Source organism: Pseudomonas sp. DR 5-09, from assembly GCF_001655595.1.
GTDB classification, from domain to species: Bacteria; Pseudomonadota; Gammaproteobacteria; order Pseudomonadales; family Pseudomonadaceae; genus Aquipseudomonas; species Aquipseudomonas pharyngis.
Genome location: NZ_CP011566.1, coordinates 4,995,848 through 5,016,346, shown reverse-complemented (window position 1 = coordinate 5,016,346; position 20,499 = coordinate 4,995,848). Strand labels below are relative to the sequence as shown.

Genomic DNA, 20,499 nt, shown 5'->3' with positions numbered 1-20,499 from the left:
AGTCGCTACTGATCTGAAGGTTTCGCCGCCGGCTGCCACAGGATTTCTGCAACACCCTGGCGCCGCGCAATCAACCTCGCCGCCACAAACAACAGATCCGAAAAGCGATTGATATACGCCAGGCCAACCCCGGCCAACGGTTCGATCGCATTCAAATGCTGGCAACGCCGCTCGGCACTGCGCGCCAGGCTGCGACAGACATGGGCCTGGGCAATCAGCATCGAACCGCCCGGCAGAATGAAATTCTCCAGCGGCCCCAATTCTTCATTCCAGACATCAATAGCGGCTTCCAGCCGTTCGATTTCTGCTGTGTTCAATGCCTGATACTCCGGCATCGCCAGTTCACCGCCAAGGTCGAACAAACGGTGCTGGCAGGGCACCAACACATCGATCAACTCATTCAGCCCTGGGCAGGTTTCGCGCTCGGCGATCAATCCGGCCAGCAGCACGCCGACCTGACTGTTCAGCGTATCGACCTCGCCAATGGCCTCGATGCGCGGGTGATCCTTGGGTACCCGGCGGCCGTCGCCCAGTCCGGTTTCGCCCTTGTCGCCAGTGCGGGTGTAGATTTTCGACAAGCGAAAGCCCATGGTTTACCTCGGTAGTTGATTGGTTTCGGCGGCGATGGGCGCCGGTTGCGCCAGCGGCAGACGCAGGGTGAAGCAGGTGCCTTGCCCTGGCGCCGACTGCACTTCCATCTGCCCTTTGTGGTTGTTGGTGATGATGAAGTACGACACCGACAGCCCGAGGCCCGTGCCCTGGCCGATTTCCTTGGTGGTGAAGAACGGCTCGAAGGTGCGCTTGCGCACGTTCTCGCTCATGCCGATGCCGTTGTCCTCGACCTGAATCTCGGCCCATGGCGGATTGAGCCGGGTGCGCAGGGTGATTCGCCCTGGCTCGCTGTCATCTTCGCGCTGGTGGATCGCCTGCGCGGCGTTTTTCAGCAGGTTCAGCAGCACCTGTTCGAGTTCGTTGGCAGTGCCGGGCACCGGGCCCAGCGCCGGGTCGAACTGGCGAATGATCGCCTGACCCTTGAAGTCGAAGCCGATGGCCAGGTCGAAGTCGTTGCCGGCGATCTCCACGGCTTGATCGATCAGCGCCGGCAGGTCGCACGGCGCCATCTGGCGGTTGCTGCGGCGACTGAAACTGAGCATGTGCGTGACAATTTTCGCCGCCCGCGCGCCGGCCTGCTGGATGCCGTCGAGCAGTTGCGGGACTTCCCGGCCTTGCAGGTAGCGGTTCACGGTATCGAGTTCGATGCCCAGTTGCTCGGCCTGCTCGAGGTTCTTCGGCAGGTCTGGCGACAGGCGTCGGCGGATGTTCTGCACGTTGTGCAGGATCGCCCCCAGCGGGTTATTGATCTCGTGGGCCATGCCGGCAGCGAGGCCACCGACCGACAGCATTTTCTCCGACTGCACCATCATTTCTTCCAGTGACAGGCGCTGGGTGATGTCGTCGATGCGGATCACCACGCCGCGCCCGGCGCCGCCCATCAACGGATAGAAGGTCAGGGCGTAGTGCTTGGGCTCGTCGTCCTTGAACCACGTCACTCGCTCGATCTTCGCCACCGTGTGCTGTTCGACGGTCTGCTTGAGTTGCGGGAGGAACGGCTTGAGCGGCTCGAACGCGAGGAAGATCGGCTGGTTCAGCGCTTCGTCCAGCCGGGTACCGGAAAGGGCGCTGGCCTCCTGGTTCCATTGGGTGACGTAGAGCTGTTCGTCGAGGGCGATCAGCGCCGAGGGCATGGAGTCGATGATGCTGTTGAGGTAGTTCTGGAACCCGGTGAGTTTTTTCTCGATCTTGCTGCGCACCTGGACTTCCAGCTCCAGCTTGCGGTTGGTGTGGCGGGTTTCTTCAGCCAGGCCCTGGGCCTGATCGTAAGCTGCTTGCGAGTCATCGCGGGCGCGCTTGAGTTGCTGCTCCCGGGCCTCGATGCGCGAGAGCATGGTGTTGAACGCTTCGGCCAGACTGCCGATTTCGTCATGGTTGCCCCGGGAGGCACGCAGGGCGTAGTTCTCTTCGCGGGTGACCTGGCGGGACAGTTCTTCGAGCTGATGGATCGGCCGGGTGATCAGGCGTTTGATTTGCCGGGCGATGACCAGCCACAGCAGCACACTGAAAATCAGAATCCCCAGACTCGCCGTGAGCGTGCCTGTGTAGAACGCCACCGGCAGCTCGCTGCTGGCCACCAGTAACAGATGGCCTGGCGCAGTGCCGGGGCGGGGCAGGGTGATGAGTTGGTTGCTGCGAAACTCGGTCAGTTGCCAGGCTTCGATGTGCCGGTAGCGTTCCGGCAGGTTGAGTTTGTCGCCGTGCTGCAACTGCGCCAGGCGTTCACCTTTGCCGTCGTACAGAGCCGCGGCACGCAGCGGGGAATAGCTGTCGAGCTCCTTGAGCAAACGCTCGGCGCTTTGTGGCGACTGCAAGGCGTCGGCCACCAGGCTCGGGTTCGACACCAGCCGGCCGATGGTCTGCAACGCCTGGGGCGCCATGCTTTCCTGGGAAATGTAATAGGCGGCGCTGATAAAGGTCAGGTTGGCGACCAGCAACACAGTGGTCAACAGCACCAGCAGAGCGGCCAGCAGTTTCTGGCCGACCGGCAGGTTTTCAAGACGCTGGCGCAATGGCATCAGGTTTATCGCAGCAAAGGAACAAGTGGCCAGCGTAGCCGCTGCTCAGTCGACGGGCAATCCGAGACTGTGCAGATGAGCGCTCAGGCGCTCCTGCAATTGCTTGAGATGCGGCAGGTTCAACTGGTGACGCTGGGCAACCTTGCAGGCATGGCCGAGCAGATAGCTGATCTCGGTGCGGCGTTTACTGGCCACATCCTGATACATCGACGAGAAATTCGCCGCCGTGGCCTGGATCACCCGTTCGACTTCCTGTTGCAGGTTGTCCGCCGCGGCCGGTTGCCCGCAGCATTCGAGCAGTTCGGTCAGTTCGCCGCACAGGGTGGCGACCTCGCAGTGATGTTGCTGCAAGCCGCCGTTGCGGCAATCGTGCAGCACCGTCAGCGGATTGATTGCACAGTTGAGTGCCAGCTTGCGCCACAGACGGGTGAGGATGTCGGCGCTCCATTCATGGGGGATTTTCGCCGCCTCGAGATCGTCCAGCCAGATCGGTGCTACCGGATGACCGGCGTCCCCTAGCCAGGTGTAGCCATGGCCTGCGAACACCACGCGCCAGTCGCCGTCGCGAAAAGCGCCTTCGGTGCTGGAGGCGCTGATACAGCGGGCCTGCGGGACTCGCGCGGCGACCGCTTCCTGGCTGCCGAGGCCGTTCTGCAAAAGGATCAGTTCGGCGTCCGGTGCCAGGCGATGGGCAAGCCCGGCTACGGCCGTTTCGGCGTCGTAGGCCTTGCAGGCCACCAGCAGGCGGCGGATCGGTTCGGGGCTGTCCGGGGTTTCGCCAGGGATGGCGTAGCTGCTGGCCACGCCTTGCTCGACTAGGGTCAGGCCGCCCGCCGTCGCATAGTCGTGCAAGCGGTCAATGTCGCGCAGGATCAACCGAACCGGCAGGCCGGCCCGGGCCAGGCGTGTGGCCCAGAGCGTGCCGAGACTTCCGGCGCCGAGGACGTGCCAGGGGGTGGACATCAGTTTTTCACTCGGTAAGGTACTGGCATGCAAGGCTCGCCGTGTCGGTGGGAAAAGACCCGTTATAATGAGCCCGATTTTAACCGCAAGCCAAGCGCGCCGCGTCCCGTACGAGCGCGCCTTTTTATTGGAGAACTTACATGCCGTCGTTCGACGTGGTATCCGAACTGGACAAACACGAACTCACCAACGCGGTCGAGAACGCCGTGAAGGAACTCGATCGTCGTTATGACCTGAAAGGCAAGGGCAGCTTCGAATACAAGGAAAAGGACCTGACCGTCCACCTGACCGCTGAAGCCGATTTCCAGCTGGAAGCGATGATCGAGATCCTCAAGCTGGCCCTGGTCAAGCGCAAGATCGACGTGCAGTGCCTGGAAGTCAAAGACTCCTTCGCCTCGGGCAAGCTGATGAAGCAGGACGCCGTCCTCAAGGAAGGCATCGACAAGGAACTGGCGAAGAAAATCGTCGGCCACATCAAGGAAGCCAAGCTCAAGGTGCAGGCTGCCATTCAGGGCGAGCAGGTACGTGTGACCGGCAAGAAGCGTGACGACCTGCAGGAAGCCATCGCGGCCCTGCGTGCCAAGGAATTTGGCATGCCACTGCAGTTCAACAACTTCCGCGACTAAGCTTTTCGGTCGGGAACCTCTCGGCGTTTAATGCGTCCGAGGCCCAAGCAACGGCAGAAACGATTGAGCCCTGTCCGGTTCGGTCTTTCTGCCGCTGGTTTTTTACAGCCCGGGAAGCCGGTAATCAGGAGATAAAAGATGGATTTGAATGCTGAGGTGGACAACCTGGTCAAGGCGTCCCAGGCGTGGATTCCGATGATCATGGAATACGGCAGTCGTGTGCTGCTGGCGGTGATCACCCTGGCCATCGGCTGGTGGCTGATCAACAAGGTCACGCAAAAGCTCGGCGGCCTGCTGGCCCTGCGCAATGCCGACCTGGCGCTGCAAGGTTTCATCAGCAGTCTGGCCAACATCATTCTCAAGGTGTTGCTGATCGTCAGCGTGGCGTCGATGATCGGCGTCGAGACTACCTCGTTCGTCGCGGCAATCGGTGCGGCCGGCCTGGCCATCGGTCTGGCGTTGCAGGGCAGCCTGGCGAACTTCGCCGGCGGCGTGCTGATTCTGCTGTTCCGTCCGTTCCGTATCGGTGACTGGATCGAAGCTCAGGGTGTGGCGGGTACCGTCGACAGCATCCAGATTTTCCACACCGTGCTGCGCACTGGCGACAACAAGACCATCATTGTCCCGAACGGCAACCTGTCGAACGGCATCATCACCAACACCAACCGTCAGCCGACCCGCAAGGTTGTGTTCGACGTAGGTGTGGATTACGAAGCCGATCTGCAAAAGGCCCGTCAGGTGCTGCTGGATCTGGCCAAGGATGAGCGCGTTCTGCAGGATCCGGCACCTCAGGCCGTTATTTCGACACTGGGTGACAGTTCGATCACTGTTTCCCTGCGCGTTTGGGTTAAAACTGCGGATTACTGGGATGTGATGTTCATGTTTAACGAACAGTCGCGTGATCGTTTAAAGACTGCAGGCATTGATATTCCTTTTCCACAACGAGTGATTCGTGTGGTTCAGGAATCGGCAGTGTAATGATAGGTTGCTAATTAATTGCCTGACTTATCGGTCAGGCATCTATTACAAGTGACAGGCAATAAAAAAGGCCCATCCGAAGATGGGCCTTTTTGTTTTGTTACCGCAACTAACTCGGTGCGATTACAAAATCGACAGCGGGTAGTCGACGATCAGACGGAACTCTTTGGTATCGCCTTCGCCTTCGTCGGCGTTAGCGAAGTGCCAGGCTTGACGAATACGGAAGGACAGGTCTTTGGCCGGGCCAGACTGAACTACGTATTTGGCTTCGAAGTTGGTTTCGTTGTGTTTGCCATCTTCGCCATACAGACCAGCGTAGGCGCTGCCTGCTGGAGTGTGGGTGCCGTCGATGTCCCAGCCTTTAACGTAGCGGGTCATGAAGCTCAGACCTGGAACGCCGTACTCGGCCATCTTGATGTCGTAACGGATCTGGGCAGACTTCTCGCCCGGGGCGTTGAAGTCAGAGTACTGGATGGAGTTGGCGAGGAAGATCGAGTCGCCGCCACGGTTGTTCTTGCCCACGCCGATGTAGTCGAACGGAGTGTCGCCGTTGACCTTCTGGAAGGCCAGGGTGATGGTGTGCGCTTTCAGGAACGAGAGAGCGGTGGCCAGGGAGAACGCGGTGTTGCTGATGTCACCGGCTTTCGCGCTACCGGTGTCGGTGGTGCGATAGATGTTGAAGTCGGTGTTCAGCGAGGTGTCACCACCGAACGGAGTGGTGAGGTTCACGTTGGCGTAGTACTGGTTCCAGATGTCTTCCAGTTTGGCGCCGTAGAGCGATGCGCTCAGGTTTTCGGTGATGCCGTACTTGCCACCGAAGTAGTCGATGGTGTTGGCTTCAACGCCGGCGTAGGTCGCGTACAGACCGCCTTCACGGGAGTTGCGGTCCTGGCTGGTTGCCGAGTAGAAGTGACCGGCTTCGAGGTCAAGGTCTTTGATCTCGCTGCTCTGCAGTTGGAAACCGCTGGCAGTTTGCGGAAGGATACGGGAGCCGCCGACAGCGAACACCGGAGCGGTGCTAGGCTGCATGTCACCGATTTTCAGCTCGGTTTTCGATACGCGGAACTTGATGGCAGCGCCGGCTTTGCCTTGGCTGTCGTCAGGGTCGCGGGAACCGTTTGCATTGAATTCGTTGCTGCGGCTCATGTTGCCGGAGCCGCTGGTGCCGGCGCCGCCGTCCAGTTTGATGGCCAGGTAGCCGAACGCATCAACGCCGACGCCAACAGTACCTTGGGTGTAACCGGAGCTGAAGTTGCCCCAGATACCCTGGGTCCAGTCTTTAACGTCACGGGCACCGTCTTTGTTGTCACGGTTGAAGTAATAGTTGCGAATCAGCAAGTCAGCTTTCGCGTCTTCAACGAAGCCTTTCGCTTCAGCCTGGTCACTTACAAACGGGGCGGCCGTAGCCATTTGAGTACTGGCTGCTGCAGCAACTGCCAGTGCGATCATGCTCCACTTCATCACGCGCATCGTGATTTGCTCCTTTGGTTTTAGAAGAGTACTGCCGTCCCACCTGTTTTATTATCTGGGCGGCTCTTTCTTTTTGTGTCGGCGCAAACTTATATCACGCCGACCATGTTGGCGATACTTGCGAATCCAACCTTTCAGCTTCTTTACGAGCGTGTCGCAAACGGCTTGGTAGATGTCGCAAATTTACAGTCCAAATGCAATGGGACTGACAACTTCAGCGCTGTTTTACAGAGCTTGAGCATCGGTAAAAAAGAGTCCCTTGGCAAAACGCTTGAATCTCCATCGGGCAACCCTGCCACTGTTTTTATGGGGCTCAAGGCATCCACTTCTTGTGGTGCGCTTATAGTCCATATGGGTATGAATGCAACAAGCGTGCACAAACCGCTGAATTGTTCCGGTTTTTTTCAACGTGCTCGTCTGATGCTGTAAAAACCTCATAAAACCGGGGGCTTCGAGGGCCTTTCGAACAGGCTTGACGCCATCCTTCGCATGGTGTTGCTCCCTGAAAGTCGCAGCGCGACAACCAAAAACGTTACCGGTTCACCCCGTCAGTGAGTATTCGGCGGATGCCCGACGCACTGAGCGTAGACGTGCTGTGCGGTTTTGGTGCAAAAAATTTCAATGGCTGTACTGAATTCATACAGTTGAGCGGTTGAAGGGCCGTAAACGCCACGATATGACCCGGTCCTTGCGCCGTGTTCATTGGCAGGTTCCGTACTGGTGCGCTCGTGCTGCAAATGGCTCATTCCGGGGCGCTGGAAATCCTTGCAGTAGCGCATTCGCCGTGAAGGACTCCACAATCGCAGGTATGCTGCCGTCCAGTCGTTTGGCGCGCTGCTTTCGCAGTGGGGCGCTAAGCTGAAAACAGGTCAACCGCCGGGAGTGCGCGCAGTGTTTGCTTTAGATTCACGACTTCAACAGGACACCCTGACCATCGGCGATTTCCCGCTCTGCCGACTGCTGTTGTCCAACGATGCCAACTACCCGTGGTTCATCCTGGTGCCACGCCGCGACGATATCAGCGAGTTGTTTCAGTTGGATGTCGCCGACCAGCAGCGCTTGTGGCAGGAAACCACAGCCCTGGCCGAGGTACTCAAGGACTCCTTCGACGCCGACAAGATGAATGTCGCGACCCTGGGTAATGTTGTCAGCCAACTGCATATGCATGTCATCGTGCGTAAACGGGACGATGCCGCCTGGCCGGCGCCGGTCTGGGGTAAGCACCCTGCCAAGCCTTACAGTGCCGAGCAAGTGGCCGCGATCCGCGAGCGCCTGCGTCTGGTGCTGGACGACGATTTCAACTTTCTGGAGGGCTGAGTCATGAGCCTCGAACAACGTGTTACCGAGCTGGAAAGCCGCCTGGCGTTTCAGGACGACACCATTCAGGCATTGAACGATGTGCTGGTGGAGCAGCAGCGGGTGGTTGAGCGTCTGCAATTGCAGATGGCAGCTGTACTCAAGCGTCAGGAAGAGATGGTCGGCCAGATCGGATCCTTTGAGGAAGACGCGCCGCCGCCACACTATTGAGAGGTGTGCGGGCATGCTCCCGTGAACAAAAAAAACCGCGAACAGCCAGGCTGTTCGCGGTTTTTTATTGCCGGGAGGCGTGAATCAGCGACGCGGCAGGGCGGCGATCACGTCTTCGGCCTGCAGGCCCTTGTCACGGTTCATCACCGAGAACTCCACGCGCTGGCCTTCGACCAGAACGCGGTGGCCTTCGCCACGGATGGCGCGAAAGTGCACGAAAATATCATCGCCGGAATCCCGGGAGATAAAGCCGAAGCCCTTGGAGGTGTTGAACCACTTGACGGTGCCGGTATCGCGGTTGCTCATGTCGTAGCTTTGCGTAGCGGCGGCCGGTGAGGATTTATAAAAGCTGACGGCCAGGTGCAGGACCACGGCAATCAGTGCAATCACCAGGCTGAACAGTACGGCTGGCTGGCCGGCGATGACAGGCATCGGCGCGATCAGGGTCAGGGTTTGCAGGACGACGGTCAGGACCAGCAAGGCGCTGACCAGGTTTTGCAGATGCTGGCGCGGACCTTTGTTCCAGTAAGGGATGACTGGCGCAAGGATCAGGTTCAGCAGGCCGAAAAAGGCCAGGTAAAGTGCATCGGGTTGTTGCAGGTAAGGTACCGCTTCGGACTTCAGGCTAGGTATGAAGGACAGCAGCAAGGCTGCTGCGCCCATTAGCAGGTGGACGATTTTCAACATTTTTATTGACTCACGTTATGACGGCTCACAAGGAAGAGCTGAAGGCGCACGGTTCGCTTCGGAACAATAAAGAGGCGTTGGACACGTACCCGGCATCAGCCTATGCGCAGGCCCGGAAAACGGGGCGTAGCGACACACTGCCTATTTAACAGCAAAGCCTGCGGGTACTCAAATTACGCCGGCCAGCGGCAGGCGTCGGACGATTTGTCGCGTCTATCGGGGTCATGCGGGGGCTGCGGGGCGGGGGTGGCCTTGCTACAGTGGAGCGGCACCTGTTGGATGAATTCAATCGCCTTTAGGGGGTAAACATGGCAATCGATATCGGTATCAGTGAAGAAGACCGCAAATCCATCGTCGAAGGGCTCTCGCGCCTTCTGTCGGACACCTACGTGCTGTATCTGAAGACCCACAACTTCCACTGGAACGTCACCGGGCCGATGTTCCGGACCCTGCATCTGATGTTCGAGGAGCAATACAACGAACTGGCCCTGGCGGTGGATTCGATTGCCGAACGTATCAGGGCCCTGGGTTTTCCCGCCCCGGGCGCGTACGCGACCTATGCGCGGCTGTCTTCCATTAAAGAGGAAGAGGGGGTGCCGAGTGCCGAGGACATGATCAAACAATTGGTCGAGGGTCAGGAGGCAGTCACTCGCACGGCGCGGGGGATATTCCCCCTGCTGGATAAAGTCAGCGATGAGCCGACCGCCGACCTGCTGACTCAGCGTATGCAGGTTCACGAGAAAACCGCGTGGATGTTGCGCGCACTGCTCGAGGCCTGACGGCGGAAGGCGCACGGACTCACTTCATTCGTGCGCTGTTCTCTTTTTTGCCCGGAAAAGTCATTCGCGAATGTAGGAAGCAAGGAAGACGCCCCACCGCTCCATGATCCTCCGTATCGCGTTGGCTTATCCTACGCGGATGGTCAAAAAGTCATCTGGATCTGCCTTTGCGCCTGCGCTTTTAATGAGGTCACAGGATGTTGCCTTGAAAACAAGCGCAGAAATGGCAAAGGAGTGTCAACGATATGGAAGGTGGAGACAGGCGAATAGAGATCGCTGGCGGTTCGCAGCAACAGAAAATCGTGGAGCCCTTTCTCGGCGGATTCGACATGGAGTTGATCCGGCCGTCGTCCCGATCGGTACGTTTGAACGGGTTCGCGACCTGCATGCGGCTGGAGCAGGTTTACTGGAACATTCTGGGCCGGATGGCCGAGGACAATTGCTGTTCGGTCGGCACGCTGTTGTCCCGCGTTGATCGTGAAGTGCACCTGCGCCATGGCGGGGTGAAAAACTTCAGCGGTCTGGTGCGGGTGGTGTGTGTGGTGCACGGCCTGCGGGATTCTCCCGGGATCAATAACGGGGGGTGTCACTGACGAGACGGCCTGTGCAGTCTTCCGGCTGCACAGGCCGCATTTAATGGCTATAATCCCGCCCTTTCGCCGCACAGCCCTGCGCGTGCTGGCAATCTGATTGCCGAGACAACCCCATGCCGATGTACGATTACCAATGTGCTTCCTGTGGTCATCAGTTGGAAGCCATTCAAAAGATCAGCGACGCACCACTGGTCGATTGCCCTGCCTGCCAGGCGCCGGAACTCAAGAAGCAGCTGTCCATGCCGGGCTTTCGCCTCAGCGGCAGTGGCTGGTACGAAACCGATTTCAAGACCGGCGCGAAGAAGAACCTGGCCGGTGGCGACAAATCTGACTAGGGTTCAGACCCAGGTCGAACGACACGCGCGAGTTTCCACAAGTTGCACAGTGCTTGAGTGCAGCGGGATCTCCACCGAATTTCGAATTACGAGAAGCGAACCACTACCATGATGCGCAGCCATTATTGCGGCCAACTGAACGAAAGCCTGGAAGGCCAGGAAATTACCCTTTGCGGATGGGTTCACCGTCGTCGCGACCACGGCGGGGTGATTTTCCTCGATATCCGTGATCGTGACGGTCTGGCCCAGGTAGTGTTCGATCCGGATCGCGCCGAGAGCTTCGCCGCCGCCGATCGCGTGCGCAGCGAATACGTCGTGAAGATCACCGGCAAGGTGCGTCTGCGTCCGGCCGGTGCCACCAACGCCAACATGGCGTCGGGCATGATCGAAGTGCTGGGCTACGAGCTGGAAGTGCTGAACGAGTCGGAAACCCCGCCGTTCCCGCTGAACGAGTTCTCCGACGTCGGCGAAGAAACCCGTCTGCGTTATCGCTTCCTGGACCTGCGTCGTCCGGAAATGGCCGAGAAGCTGCGTCTGCGTTCGCGCATGACCACCAGCATCCGTCGCTACCTCGACGAAAACGGCTTCCTCGACGTCGAAACGCCGATCCTGACCCGTGCCACGCCAGAAGGCGCGCGCGACTACCTCGTACCGAGCCGTACCCACGCCGGTTCGTTCTTCGCGTTGCCGCAATCGCCACAGCTGTTCAAGCAACTGCTGATGGTCGCCGGCTTCGACCGTTACTACCAGATCGCCAAATGCTTCCGCGACGAAGACCTGCGTGCCGACCGTCAGCCTGAGTTCACTCAGATCGACATCGAAACCAGCTTCCTCGACGAAAAAGACATCATGGGCCTGACCGAAGGCATGATCCGCAACCTGTTCAAGGAAGTGCTGGGTCTGGAGTTCGGCGAATTCCCGCACATGACGTTCGAAGAAGCCATGCGCCGTTACGGTTCCGACAAGCCGGACCTGCGTAACCCGCTGGAGCTGGTCGACGTGGCCGATCAACTGAAAGAAGTGGATTTCAAGGTCTTCAGCGGCCCTGCCAACGATCCGAAATGCCGTATCGCCGCACTGCGCGTTCCAGGCGGGGCGAGCATGCCGCGCAAGCAGATCGACGACTACACCAAGTTCGTCGGCATCTATGGTGCCAAGGGCCTGGCGTACATCAAGGTCAACGAGCGTGCTGCCGGTGTTGATGGTCTGCAATCGCCGATCGTGAAAAACATCCCGGAAGCCAACTTGAACGTGATCCTCGATCGCGTCGGTGCAGTCGACGGCGATATCGTGTTCTTCGGCGCCGACAAGGCCAAGATCGTCAGCGAAGCCCTGGGCGCGCTGCGTATCAAGCTCGGTCACGACCTCAAGTTGCTGACCTGCGAGTGGGCACCGATGTGGGTCGTCGACTTCCCGATGTTCGAAGAGAACGATGACGGCAGCTTCTCGGCGCTGCACCACCCGTTCACCGCGCCGAAGTGCTCGCCAGAAGAGCTGGAAGCCAACCCGGCCGGCGCTCTGTCCCGTGCCTACGACATGGTGCTGAACGGCACCGAGCTGGGTGGCGGTTCGATCCGTATCCACCGCAAGGAGATGCAACAGGCGGTGTTCCGTCTGCTGGGCATCAACGAAGCGGAACAGGAAGAGAAGTTCGGCTTCCTGCTCGACGCCCTGAAATACGGCGCGCCGCCGCACGGTGGTCTGGCCTTCGGTCTGGACCGTCTGGTGATGCTGATGACCGGCGCCCAGTCGATCCGTGAAGTGATCGCCTTCCCGAAAACCCAGAGTGCTGCCGACGTGATGACGCAGGCGCCGGGTGTCGTGGATGCGAAGGCATTGCGCGAATTGCACATCCGTTTGCGCGAAACGCCAAAGGCCGAGTAAGACGGGCCTGAAGGCGCATCTTCGGATGCGCCTTTTTTCTTTCTGCAGTGATTGAAAACAAGATTTTTTTGCTGGCCGATGCATCTGCATGGCGGGCATTGTTCAAGAGAATTCGGAGCGAGTTATGGCAGGTCATTCCAAGTGGGCGAACATCAAGCACCGCAAAGAACGCCAGGATGCCAAGAGAGGCAAGATCTTCACCAAGTGGATCCGCGAACTGACCGTGGCGGCCCGTCAGGGCGGCGGCGATCCGGGCTCCAACCCGCGTCTGCGTCTGGCGCTGGACAAGGCGCTGGGCGCCAACATGAGCCGGGACATCATCGACCGTGCCGTGGCCCGTGGCGCCGGCGCGACCGAGGCCGACAACGTTGAAGAACTGACCTACGAAGGTTACGGCCCGGGTGGCGTGGCGGTGATGGTCGAGTGCATGACCGACAACCGCAACCGTACCGCAGCGGCAGTGCGCCACGCGTTCAGCAAGTGTGGCGGCAACCTCGGTACCGACGGTTCGGTGGCGTATCTGTTCGAACGCAAGGGCCAGATCAGCTTTGCACCGGGTGTCGACGAAGACGCACTGACAGAAGCGGCACTTGAAGCCGATGCCGACGACGTGGTCAGCCACGAAGACGGCTCGATCGACGTGTTCACCTCGTTCACCAGTTTCTACGCAGTGCGCAATGCCCTGGAAGCTGCTGGCTTCAAGGGTGATGACGCGGAAATCGTCATGCAGCCGACCACCAGCGCCGAACTGGACCTGGAGGGCGCCGAGAAGGTGCTCAAGCTCATCGATATGCTTGAGGATCTGGATGACGTGCAAAACGTCTATTCCAATGCCGACATTCCGGAAGACGTGGCCGCTCAGTTAGGCTAAGAGCGGCTAGGCTTCACGGTGGGAGCGGGCTTGCTCGCGAAGGCGGGGTGTCTCCAGCATTGATGCTTGCTGATACGCCGCCTTCGCGAGCAAGCCCGCTCCCGCATTGGTTATTTGATGTTTTGATTTTTGTGTTTTTACCGAACCCGCAGGCGTTATGACTTTAATTCTAGGTATCGACCCCGGCTCGCGTATCACCGGTTACGGGATTGTTCGCGATACCGGACGCGGCGGCTGCATCTACGTGGCATCGGGCTGCATTCGTACCGGCGCTGGCGAGTTGCATGAACGTCTGCAGATCGTTTATCGCGGCGTGCGCGAAATCATCCAGACCTACGGTCCGGTCACCATGGGCATCGAAAAGGTGTTCATGGCGAAAAACGCCGATTCGGCGCTGAAGCTCGGGCAGGCCCGGGGGGCCGCTATCGTTGCCGGCGCCGAAGAATGCCTGGAAATCGCCGAGTACACGGCCACCCAGGTCAAGCAGGCCGTGGTCGGCACGGGTGCCGCTAATAAAGAGCAGGTGCAGATGATGGTCATGCACATGCTCAAGCTGACCAGCAAACCGCAAATCGATGCATCGGATGCCCTGGCCATTGCCATTTGTCATGCCCACACACGCTCCAGTCTGTTACCGCACGGCTTGGGAACGGCACGCAGTCGTGGCGGGCGCCTGCGTCTCTGATAGCATCAGCAGTCATTTTTACGGAATGTGGATTTCGTGCCTGGGTTGTCGGCCGTGAATCCATGCTCTGTCGGTCGCCAGCCCACGGCTGGCCAACGCTCAAGGATCTGAAACGTGATTGGACGCTTGCGCGGCACTCTGGCTGAGAAACAGCCGCCGCACCTGATTCTGGATGTAAACGGCCTCGGGTATGAGCTGGAAGTGCCCATGACCACCCTTTATCGTCTGCCGTCGGTCGGTGAACCGCTGACCTTGCACACCCATTTGGTCGTACGCGAAGACGCGCAGTTACTCTATGGTTTTGCCGGCAAGCGTGAGCGAGACTTTTTTCGCGAGTTGATCCGCCTCAATGGTGTTGGACCGAAACTGGCCCTGGCCTTGATGTCGAGTCTGGAGGTCGACGAACTGATCCGTTGCGTGCAGTCCCAGGACACCTCGGCGCTGACCAAGGTGCCGGGCGTGGGCAAGAAAACCGCCGAGCGTCTGCTGGTCGAACTCAAGGATCGCTTCAAGGCCTGGGAAACCTCGCCGGCCATGTTCGCCCTGGTGCCGAACCAGCCGGACGGCCCGGCGCCGGTCAACACCGCCGAGAACGATGCGGTCAGCGCGCTGATTTCCCTGGGCTACAAGCCACAGGAAGCGAGCAAGGCGATTTCCGCGATCAAAGAGAAAGGCCTGAGCAGCGAAGACATGATTCGACGCGCCCTGAAGGGAATGATTTAAGTGATTGAAGCTGATCGTCTGATCGCCGCCACGCACAGTCCGCGTGAGCGCGAAGAAGTCCAGGATCGGGCGATACGTCCCGTCAGCCTGGCCGAGTACATCGGCCAGCCGACCGTTCGCGAGCAGATGGAACTGTTTATCCAGGCCGCCCGTGGCCGTAGCGAATCCCTCGACCACACCCTGATCTTCGGTCCGCCGGGGCTGGGTAAAACCACGCTGGCCAACATCATCGCTCAGGAAATGGGCGTGTCGATCAAGAGCACTTCCGGTCCGGTGCTGGAGCGTCCGGGGGATCTGGCGGCGCTGTTGACCAATCTTGAGCCGCACGACGTGCTGTTCATCGATGAAATCCATCGTCTGTCGCCGATCGTCGAAGAAGTACTGTACCCGGCCATGGAAGATTTCCAGCTCGACATCATGATCGGTGAAGGGCCGGCGGCGCGTTCGATCAAACTCGATCTGCCACCGTTCACCCTGGTCGGTGCAACCACGCGGGCGGGCATGCTGACCAACCCTTTGCGCGACCGTTTCGGCATCGTCCAGCGTCTCGAGTTCTACAGCACCGCTGACCTGGCGACGATTGTCAGCCGTTCGGCGAATATCCTCGGCTTGCCGCTGGATCCGGAAGGGTCTTTCGAGATTGCCCGCCGCGCCCGTGGCACGCCGCGGATCGCCAACCGACTGTTGCGTCGGGTGCGGGATTTCGCTGAAGTCCGGGCCAAGGGCCACATCACCAAGGCTGTCGCGGATCTGGCGCTGAATCTGCTGGATGTCGACGAGCACGGTTTCGATCATCAGGACCGGCGTCTGCTGTTGACCATGATCGAGAAATTCGATGGCGGCCCGGTGGGCATCGACAGTCTGGCAGCGGCGATCAGCGAAGAGCGCCACACCATTGAAGACGTGCTCGAGCCGTACCTGATTCAGCAGGGCTACATCATGCGTACGCCGCGGGGCAGGGTGGTTACCCGTCACGCGTACCTGCATTTTGGTTTAAACATTCCGACACGAATGGGCGAGATGCCCGTGGTAGACGAGTTTCTCGATGCCGTGGACGATTGATACACATTTATTGTCGATTTATTCAGCGTTTGTACTGTCACAGGACGGTACTTTTGCGGTAAAGCCTTCCAACAATGAAAAACAGTTGCCTGGCCGGATTGGCAACCCGAGGAGTAAGCACTAGAGTATGCGCGCGCAAAACGGGCTTGAGCCGTTCGCACATCGTTGTCGCGTTTATTACGAGGACACCGATGCGGGCGGCATCGTGTATTACGTTAATTACCTCAAGTTTATGGAACGGGCTCGAACCGAGCGGCTCCGCGAGCTGGGCTTTGCCCAGTCGGCGCTGGCAGGGGAGGACCTGTTGTTCGTCGTGCATTCCAGCGAAGCGCGTTATCACGCGCCGGCGCGACTGGATGACGAGCTTCTGGTAAGCGCTGATGTAATCGAATTGAACCGTGCCAGCCTGCGCTTTCGACAGCAGGTCAGGCGGGCAACGGATAATGTGCTGCTCTGCGAAGGGCAGTTTCTGGTGGCCTGTGTGCGCACTAACAGTTTGAAACCCCGGGCCCTTCCCGAAGACCTGCGTGCGGCCTTTGCCGACGCGGTCGGCACGGGTACACACTCAAAGCAGGAGATAAAGCGTGGAAGCTAACGTCGTCGACCATTCCTCCATGTGGAGCCTGGTCAGCAATGCCAGCATCGTGGTGCAGTTGGTAATGTTGACTCTGGTGGCCGCATCGGTGACCTCATGGATCATGATCTTTCAGCGCAGCAATCTGATACGCGCCGGTCGACGTGCCCTCGAGAGCTTCGAGGAGCGCTTCTGGTCGGGTATCGACCTGTCCAAACTCTACCGTCAGGCCGGCAGCAACCCGGATCCGGATTCGGGTGTCGAGCAGATCTTCCGTGCCGGCTTCAAGGAGTTCTCCCGTCTGCGTCAGCAGCCTGGCGTCGATCCTGAAGCGGTGATGGAAGGTGTGGCCCGTGCCATGCGCGTCGCCATCTCCCGCGAAGAAGAAAAACTCGAGCAGAGCCTGCCGTTCCTCGCCACCGTCGGCTCGGTCAGCCCGTACATCGGTCTGTTCGGTACCGTGTGGGGGATCATGAACTCCTTCCGTGGTCTGGCCAGCGCCCAGCAAGCCACCCTGGCCACCGTGGCACCCGGCATCGCCGAAGCCCTGATCGCCACCGCGATCGGTCTGTTCGCCGCGATCCCGGCCGTTATCGCTTACAACCGTTTCTCTGCCCGCAGCGAAACCTTGCTGAGCCGCTACTACACCTTCGCCGATGAATTCCAGGCGATCCTGCACCGCAAAGTGCACACCAGCGAAGAATAAGCAGGTATTTCCCGATGGCTTTAATCACTCGAGCCCGACACAAGCGCAAGCCGGTCGCCGAGATGAACGTAGTGCCTTACATCGACGTGATGCTGGTGCTGCTGGTCATCTTCATGGTGACTGCGCCGATGCTCAATCAGGGCGTGAAAGTGGATCTGCCCAAGGTTTCCAGCGAAGCCTTGCCGCAGGACAACAACACCCAGGTGCTGACCATTTCGATCAAGTCGGACAAGACCTACTACTGGAACCTTGGCAGCGAAGTCGACACCGAGAAGCAGCAGGACCGGGCCATGACCCTGCCACAGATGACCGATGCGGTGACCAAGATCATTCGCGCCGGCACTGAAGGTGGCAAGCGTACCCAGGTTTTCATCCGTGGCGACAAGTCCGTCGATTATGGCTCCGTCATGGGCGCCATGGGCGGGTTGCAGAAAGCCGGGGTCGGTAACGTTGGCTTGATCACCGAGGCGCCCTGATGCAGCAACAGCGAGAGCCGTCCGCCTCGGAAAGCTACTTCTGGCCTAGTGTCTGGGCGATTGGCTTGCACGTGCTGGTGTTCGGCATGCTGTTTGTCAGTTTCGCCCTGACCCCGGAGCTACCGCCAGCCAAGCCGATTGTTCAGGCGACCCTGTACCAGCTGAAATCGAAAAGTCAGGCAACCACTCAGACCAATCAGAAGATTGCGGGTGAGGCGAAGAAATCCGCCGCGCGCCAGACCGAAGTCGAGCAGATGGAGCAGAAAAAGGTCGAGCAGGAAGCGGTGAAGGCTGCGGAACAAAAGAAAGAAGAAGCGGCTCAAAAGGCCGAGGAAGCCAAGAAGGCCGATGAGGCGAAGAAAGCGGACGAGGCGAAGAAGGCTGATGAAGCCAAGAAAGCCGACGACGCCAAGAAAGCCGCCGAAGCCAAGAAGGCAGAAGAGAAACAATTGGCTGATATAGCCAAGAAGAAAGCCGAAGAAGAAGCCAAAAAGGCTGCTGAAGAAGAGGCCAAGAAAGCGGCCGCTGAAGAAGCCAAGAAGAAGATCGTCGAAGACGCGAAAAAGAAAGCCGCCGAAGACGCCAAGAAGAAAGCTGAAGCTGAAGAGGCGAAGAAGAAAGTCGCCGAAGACGCGAAGAAGAAAGCTGCTGCCGATGCTGCGAAGAAGAAAGCGCAGGAAGCGGCACGTAAATCCGCCGAAGACAAAAAGGCTCAGGCCCTGGCAGATTTGCTTTCCGACACGCCGCAGCGCCAGCAGGCCTTGGCCGATGAGCAGGGCGACGAAGTTGCGGGCAGTTTCGATGACCTGATTCGTGCGCGGGCAGCAGAAGGCTGGGCGCGTCCACCTTCAGCACGCAAAGGCATGACGGTTGTGCTGCAGATCGGCATGTTGCCGGACGGTACGGTGACCTCGGTCGGCGTGGCCAAGTCCAGTGGCGACGGTCCGTTCGATGCGTCGGCAGTGGCAGCGGTCAAGAATATTGGACGTTTGACGGAAATGCAGGGAATGAAGCCGAGCGATTTCGCTCCGTATCGTTCATTCAAGATGACATTCACACCTGAGGATCTAGCCTTGTGAGAAACCTTCTTCGAGGAATGCTGGTCGTGATCTGCTGCATGGCAGGGATCGCGATGGCGGATGAAAAGAACATTCTGGTCACCAGCGGCAGCGATCGGGCGACTCCGATCGCCGTCGTACCGTTCGGTTTCCAGGGCGGTGCCGTCCTGCCGGATGACATGGCTGAAATCATTGGTAACGATTTGCGCAACTCGGGCTATTACTCGCCGATTCCAAAGCAAAACATGATCAGTCAGCCAAGCCAGCCAAGCGAAATCATCTTCCGTGACTGGAAGGCGGTGGGCGCGCAATACATGATGGTCGGCAGCATCGTGCCGGCCGGTGGCCGTCTGCAGGTGCAGTGGGCTTTGTTCAACGTCGCCACCGAACAGAAAGTGGCTGACGGCAGTGTGTCCGGTACCACCGAACAACTGCGCGACATGGCGCACTACATCTCCGATCAGTCGTTCGAAAAACTGACCGGTATCAAAGGTGCATTCTCGACTCGCCTGCTGTACGTCACGGCCGAGCGTTTCTCCGAGAAGAACACCCGTTACACCCTGCAGCGTTCGGACTATGACGGCGCCCGTGCCGTGACCCTGCTGCAATCGCGTGAGCCGATCCTGTCGCCGCGTTTTGCACCGGACGGCAAGCGTATCGCTTATGTGTCGTTCGAGCAGAAGCGTCCGCGCATCTTCATGCAGAACATCGACACCGGTCGCCGCGAGCAGATCACCAACTTCGAAGGCTTGAACGGCGCGCCAGCCTGGTCGCCGGATGGCAATCGCCTGGCGTTCGTGCTGTCGAAAGACGGTAACCCGGACATCTACGTGATGAACCTCGGTTCGCGTCAGATCACCCGCGTAACCGCAGGTCCTGGCATCAATACCGAACCGTACTGGGGCAAGGATGGTTCGACCATCTACTTCACCTCCGACCGTGGCGGCAAACCGCAGATCTACAAGACCAGTGCTGGCGGTGGCGGTGCCGAGCGTGTGACGTTCGTGGGCAACTACAACGCCAACCCCAAGCTTTCGGCGGATGAAAAGACCCTGGTGATGATCCATCGTCAGGACGGTTTCACCAATTTCAAAGTGGCGGCTCAGGATTTGCAGCGCGGAAGTGTAAAAATCCTCACTGATAGCACTCTGGACGAGTCGCCTACTGTTGCGCCCAACGGCACCATGGTAATCTACGCCACCCGCCAGCAGGGCCGGGGAGTCTTGATGCTCGTGTCCATTAATGGACGCGTGAGGCTCCCGCTTCCTACCGCTCAAGGCGAAGTCAGAGAACCGTCCTGGTCCCCTTACCTGAACTGACGCGGCGCTTTACGTTTTACTTAACACACTGGGGTTCATTAGGAGTTTCACGATGGAAATGCTGAAGTTTGGTAAATTTGCTGCGCTGGCTCTGGCCATGGCTGTAGCTGTAGGTTGCTCGTCCAAAGGCGGCGACAACGCCGGTGAAGGCGCTGTTGATCCAAACGCTGGTTACGGCGCAAACACTGGTGCAGTTGACGGTTCCCTGAGCGAAGAAGCTGCTCTGCGCGCAATCACCACCTTCTACTTCGAATACGACAGCTCGGACCTGAAGCCAGAAGCCATGCGCGCTCTGGACGTTCACGCCAAAGACCTGAAAGCAAACGGCGCTCGCGTTGTTCTGGAAGGCAACACCGACGAACGTGGTACTCGTGAGTACAACATGGCACTGGGCGAGCGTCGTGCGAAAGCCGTTCAGCGCTACCTGGTACTGCAAGGTGTTTCCCCAGCTCAGCTGGAACTGGTTTCCTACGGCGAAGAGCGTCCAGTTGCTACCGGCAACGACGAGCAGTCCTGGGCTCAAAACCGTCGCGTCGAACTGCGTAAGTAATTC

At 59.0% G+C, this 20,499-nt stretch carries 23 protein-coding genes; 18 read left to right on the top strand and 5 right to left on the bottom strand.

Annotation, left to right across the window (positions count from 1 at the left end):
- Positions 1-5: 5 nt before the first annotated feature.
- Genes PDR5_RS22535 through PDR5_RS22525 form a run of 3 tightly spaced genes read right to left on the bottom strand, consistent with a single transcriptional unit; the run spans position 6 to position 3,593 of the window.
- Positions 6-590: a cob(I)yrinic acid a,c-diamide adenosyltransferase gene (locus PDR5_RS22535; protein ID WP_064599015.1), complete on the bottom strand. Its 585-nt coding sequence runs from the start codon at positions 588-590 to the stop codon at positions 6-8.
- A 3-nt stretch (positions 591-593) separates the two neighbouring features.
- Positions 594-2,630, bottom strand: a complete 2,037-nt coding sequence (locus PDR5_RS22530; protein ID WP_039765991.1) for a sensor histidine kinase — start codon at positions 2,628-2,630, stop codon at positions 594-596.
- A gap of 45 nt (positions 2,631-2,675) precedes the next feature.
- Positions 2,676-3,593: a putative 2-dehydropantoate 2-reductase gene (locus tag PDR5_RS22525; RefSeq protein WP_064599013.1), complete on the bottom strand. Its 918-nt coding sequence runs from the start codon at positions 3,591-3,593 to the stop codon at positions 2,676-2,678.
- A gap of 140 nt (positions 3,594-3,733) precedes the next feature.
- Between PDR5_RS22525 and PDR5_RS22520 the strand changes: the two genes are divergently transcribed.
- Positions 3,734-4,219 carry a YajQ family cyclic di-GMP-binding protein gene (locus PDR5_RS22520; RefSeq protein WP_011335651.1) on the top strand — a complete coding sequence of 162 codons (486 nt, stop codon included), beginning with the start codon at positions 3,734-3,736 and terminating at the stop codon, positions 4,217-4,219.
- 138 nt (positions 4,220-4,357) lie between these two features.
- On the top strand, positions 4,358-5,197 hold the full coding sequence (locus PDR5_RS22515) for a mechanosensitive ion channel family protein (protein WP_064599011.1): 840 nt from the start codon (positions 4,358-4,360) through the stop codon (positions 5,195-5,197).
- 123 nt (positions 5,198-5,320) lie between these two features.
- On the opposite strand, the gene PDR5_RS22510 is transcribed toward PDR5_RS22515, so the two are convergent.
- Positions 5,321-6,667 (bottom strand): OprD family porin, encoded by a 1,347-nt coding sequence (locus PDR5_RS22510; protein WP_064599009.1) that lies wholly within the window; start codon positions 6,665-6,667, stop codon positions 5,321-5,323.
- Positions 6,668-7,558: 891 nt separating this feature from the next.
- Here PDR5_RS22510 and PDR5_RS22505 point away from each other — a divergent pair.
- The gene (locus tag PDR5_RS22505; protein ID WP_064599007.1) at positions 7,559-7,984 is read left to right on the top strand and encodes an HIT family protein; all 426 of its coding nucleotides are present in this window, start codon (positions 7,559-7,561) and stop codon (positions 7,982-7,984) included.
- A gap of 3 nt (positions 7,985-7,987) precedes the next feature.
- Positions 7,988-8,194: a SlyX family protein gene (locus PDR5_RS22500; RefSeq protein ID WP_039766003.1), complete on the top strand. Its 207-nt coding sequence runs from the start codon at positions 7,988-7,990 to the stop codon at positions 8,192-8,194.
- An 84-nt stretch (positions 8,195-8,278) separates the two neighbouring features.
- Here the strand turns inward: PDR5_RS22500 and PDR5_RS30315 are convergent, their stop codons facing one another.
- A complete protein-coding gene (locus tag PDR5_RS30315; protein WP_064599005.1) occupies positions 8,279-8,881 on the bottom strand; it encodes a cold-shock protein in 603 nt (200 codons plus the stop codon).
- A 308-nt stretch (positions 8,882-9,189) separates the two neighbouring features.
- On the opposite strand from PDR5_RS30315, the gene PDR5_RS22490 reads away from it, so the two are divergent.
- From PDR5_RS22490 to pal, 14 genes are all read left to right on the top strand, one after another.
- The gene (locus tag PDR5_RS22490; protein ID WP_007951212.1) at positions 9,190-9,660 is read left to right on the top strand and encodes a Dps family protein; all 471 of its coding nucleotides are present in this window, start codon (positions 9,190-9,192) and stop codon (positions 9,658-9,660) included.
- A gap of 245 nt (positions 9,661-9,905) precedes the next feature.
- Positions 9,906-10,253 (top strand): ribbon-helix-helix domain-containing protein, encoded by a 348-nt coding sequence (locus PDR5_RS22485; protein ID WP_064599003.1) that lies wholly within the window; start codon positions 9,906-9,908, stop codon positions 10,251-10,253.
- A gap of 113 nt (positions 10,254-10,366) precedes the next feature.
- A complete protein-coding gene (locus PDR5_RS22480) occupies positions 10,367-10,588 on the top strand; it encodes an FmdB family zinc ribbon protein (RefSeq protein ID WP_007951210.1) in 222 nt (73 codons plus the stop codon).
- A 108-nt stretch (positions 10,589-10,696) separates the two neighbouring features.
- On the top strand, positions 10,697-12,472 hold the full coding sequence (aspS, locus tag PDR5_RS22475) for an aspartate--tRNA ligase (RefSeq protein ID WP_064599001.1): 1,776 nt from the start codon (positions 10,697-10,699) through the stop codon (positions 12,470-12,472).
- A gap of 124 nt (positions 12,473-12,596) precedes the next feature.
- Entirely contained in the window at positions 12,597-13,343 is a 747-nt protein-coding gene (locus PDR5_RS22470; protein ID WP_003227527.1) for a YebC/PmpR family DNA-binding transcriptional regulator, read from the top strand.
- A gap of 157 nt (positions 13,344-13,500) precedes the next feature.
- Positions 13,501-14,028: a crossover junction endodeoxyribonuclease RuvC gene (gene ruvC / locus PDR5_RS22465; RefSeq protein ID WP_007962095.1), complete on the top strand. Its 528-nt coding sequence runs from the start codon at positions 13,501-13,503 to the stop codon at positions 14,026-14,028.
- A gap of 114 nt (positions 14,029-14,142) precedes the next feature.
- Positions 14,143-14,751 carry a Holliday junction branch migration protein RuvA gene (ruvA, locus tag PDR5_RS22460; RefSeq protein ID WP_007951205.1) on the top strand — a complete coding sequence of 203 codons (609 nt, stop codon included), beginning with the start codon at positions 14,143-14,145 and terminating at the stop codon, positions 14,749-14,751.
- On the top strand, positions 14,752-15,813 hold the full coding sequence (gene ruvB, locus PDR5_RS22455; protein WP_064383750.1) for a Holliday junction branch migration DNA helicase RuvB: 1,062 nt from the start codon (positions 14,752-14,754) through the stop codon (positions 15,811-15,813). It abuts the gene before it with no gap.
- A 127-nt stretch (positions 15,814-15,940) separates the two neighbouring features.
- A complete protein-coding gene (gene ybgC / locus PDR5_RS22450; protein WP_007951203.1) occupies positions 15,941-16,408 on the top strand; it encodes a tol-pal system-associated acyl-CoA thioesterase in 468 nt (155 codons plus the stop codon).
- Positions 16,398-17,093, top strand: a complete 696-nt coding sequence (gene tolQ / locus PDR5_RS22445) for a protein TolQ (protein WP_039766018.1) — start codon at positions 16,398-16,400, stop codon at positions 17,091-17,093. The genes ybgC and tolQ overlap by 11 nt, the downstream gene beginning before the upstream one ends.
- A 23-nt stretch (positions 17,094-17,116) precedes the next feature.
- Complete coding sequence (tolR, locus tag PDR5_RS22440; protein WP_162130475.1) at positions 17,117-17,569, top strand: protein TolR; 453 nt, start codon at positions 17,117-17,119, stop codon at positions 17,567-17,569.
- Positions 17,569-18,648 carry a cell envelope integrity protein TolA gene (gene tolA / locus PDR5_RS22435; RefSeq protein WP_064599000.1) on the top strand — a complete coding sequence of 360 codons (1,080 nt, stop codon included), beginning with the start codon at positions 17,569-17,571 and terminating at the stop codon, positions 18,646-18,648. The genes tolR and tolA overlap by 1 nt, the downstream gene beginning before the upstream one ends.
- Positions 18,649-18,665: 17 nt before the next feature.
- Positions 18,666-19,946 carry a Tol-Pal system beta propeller repeat protein TolB gene (gene tolB / locus PDR5_RS22430; RefSeq protein WP_166742344.1) on the top strand — a complete coding sequence of 427 codons (1,281 nt, stop codon included), beginning with the start codon at positions 18,666-18,668 and terminating at the stop codon, positions 19,944-19,946.
- A gap of 52 nt (positions 19,947-19,998) precedes the next feature.
- Positions 19,999-20,496, top strand: coding sequence for a peptidoglycan-associated lipoprotein Pal (pal, locus tag PDR5_RS22425; RefSeq protein WP_003178634.1), 498 nt, complete (start codon positions 19,999-20,001; stop codon positions 20,494-20,496).
- Positions 20,497-20,499 lie beyond the last annotated feature (3 nt).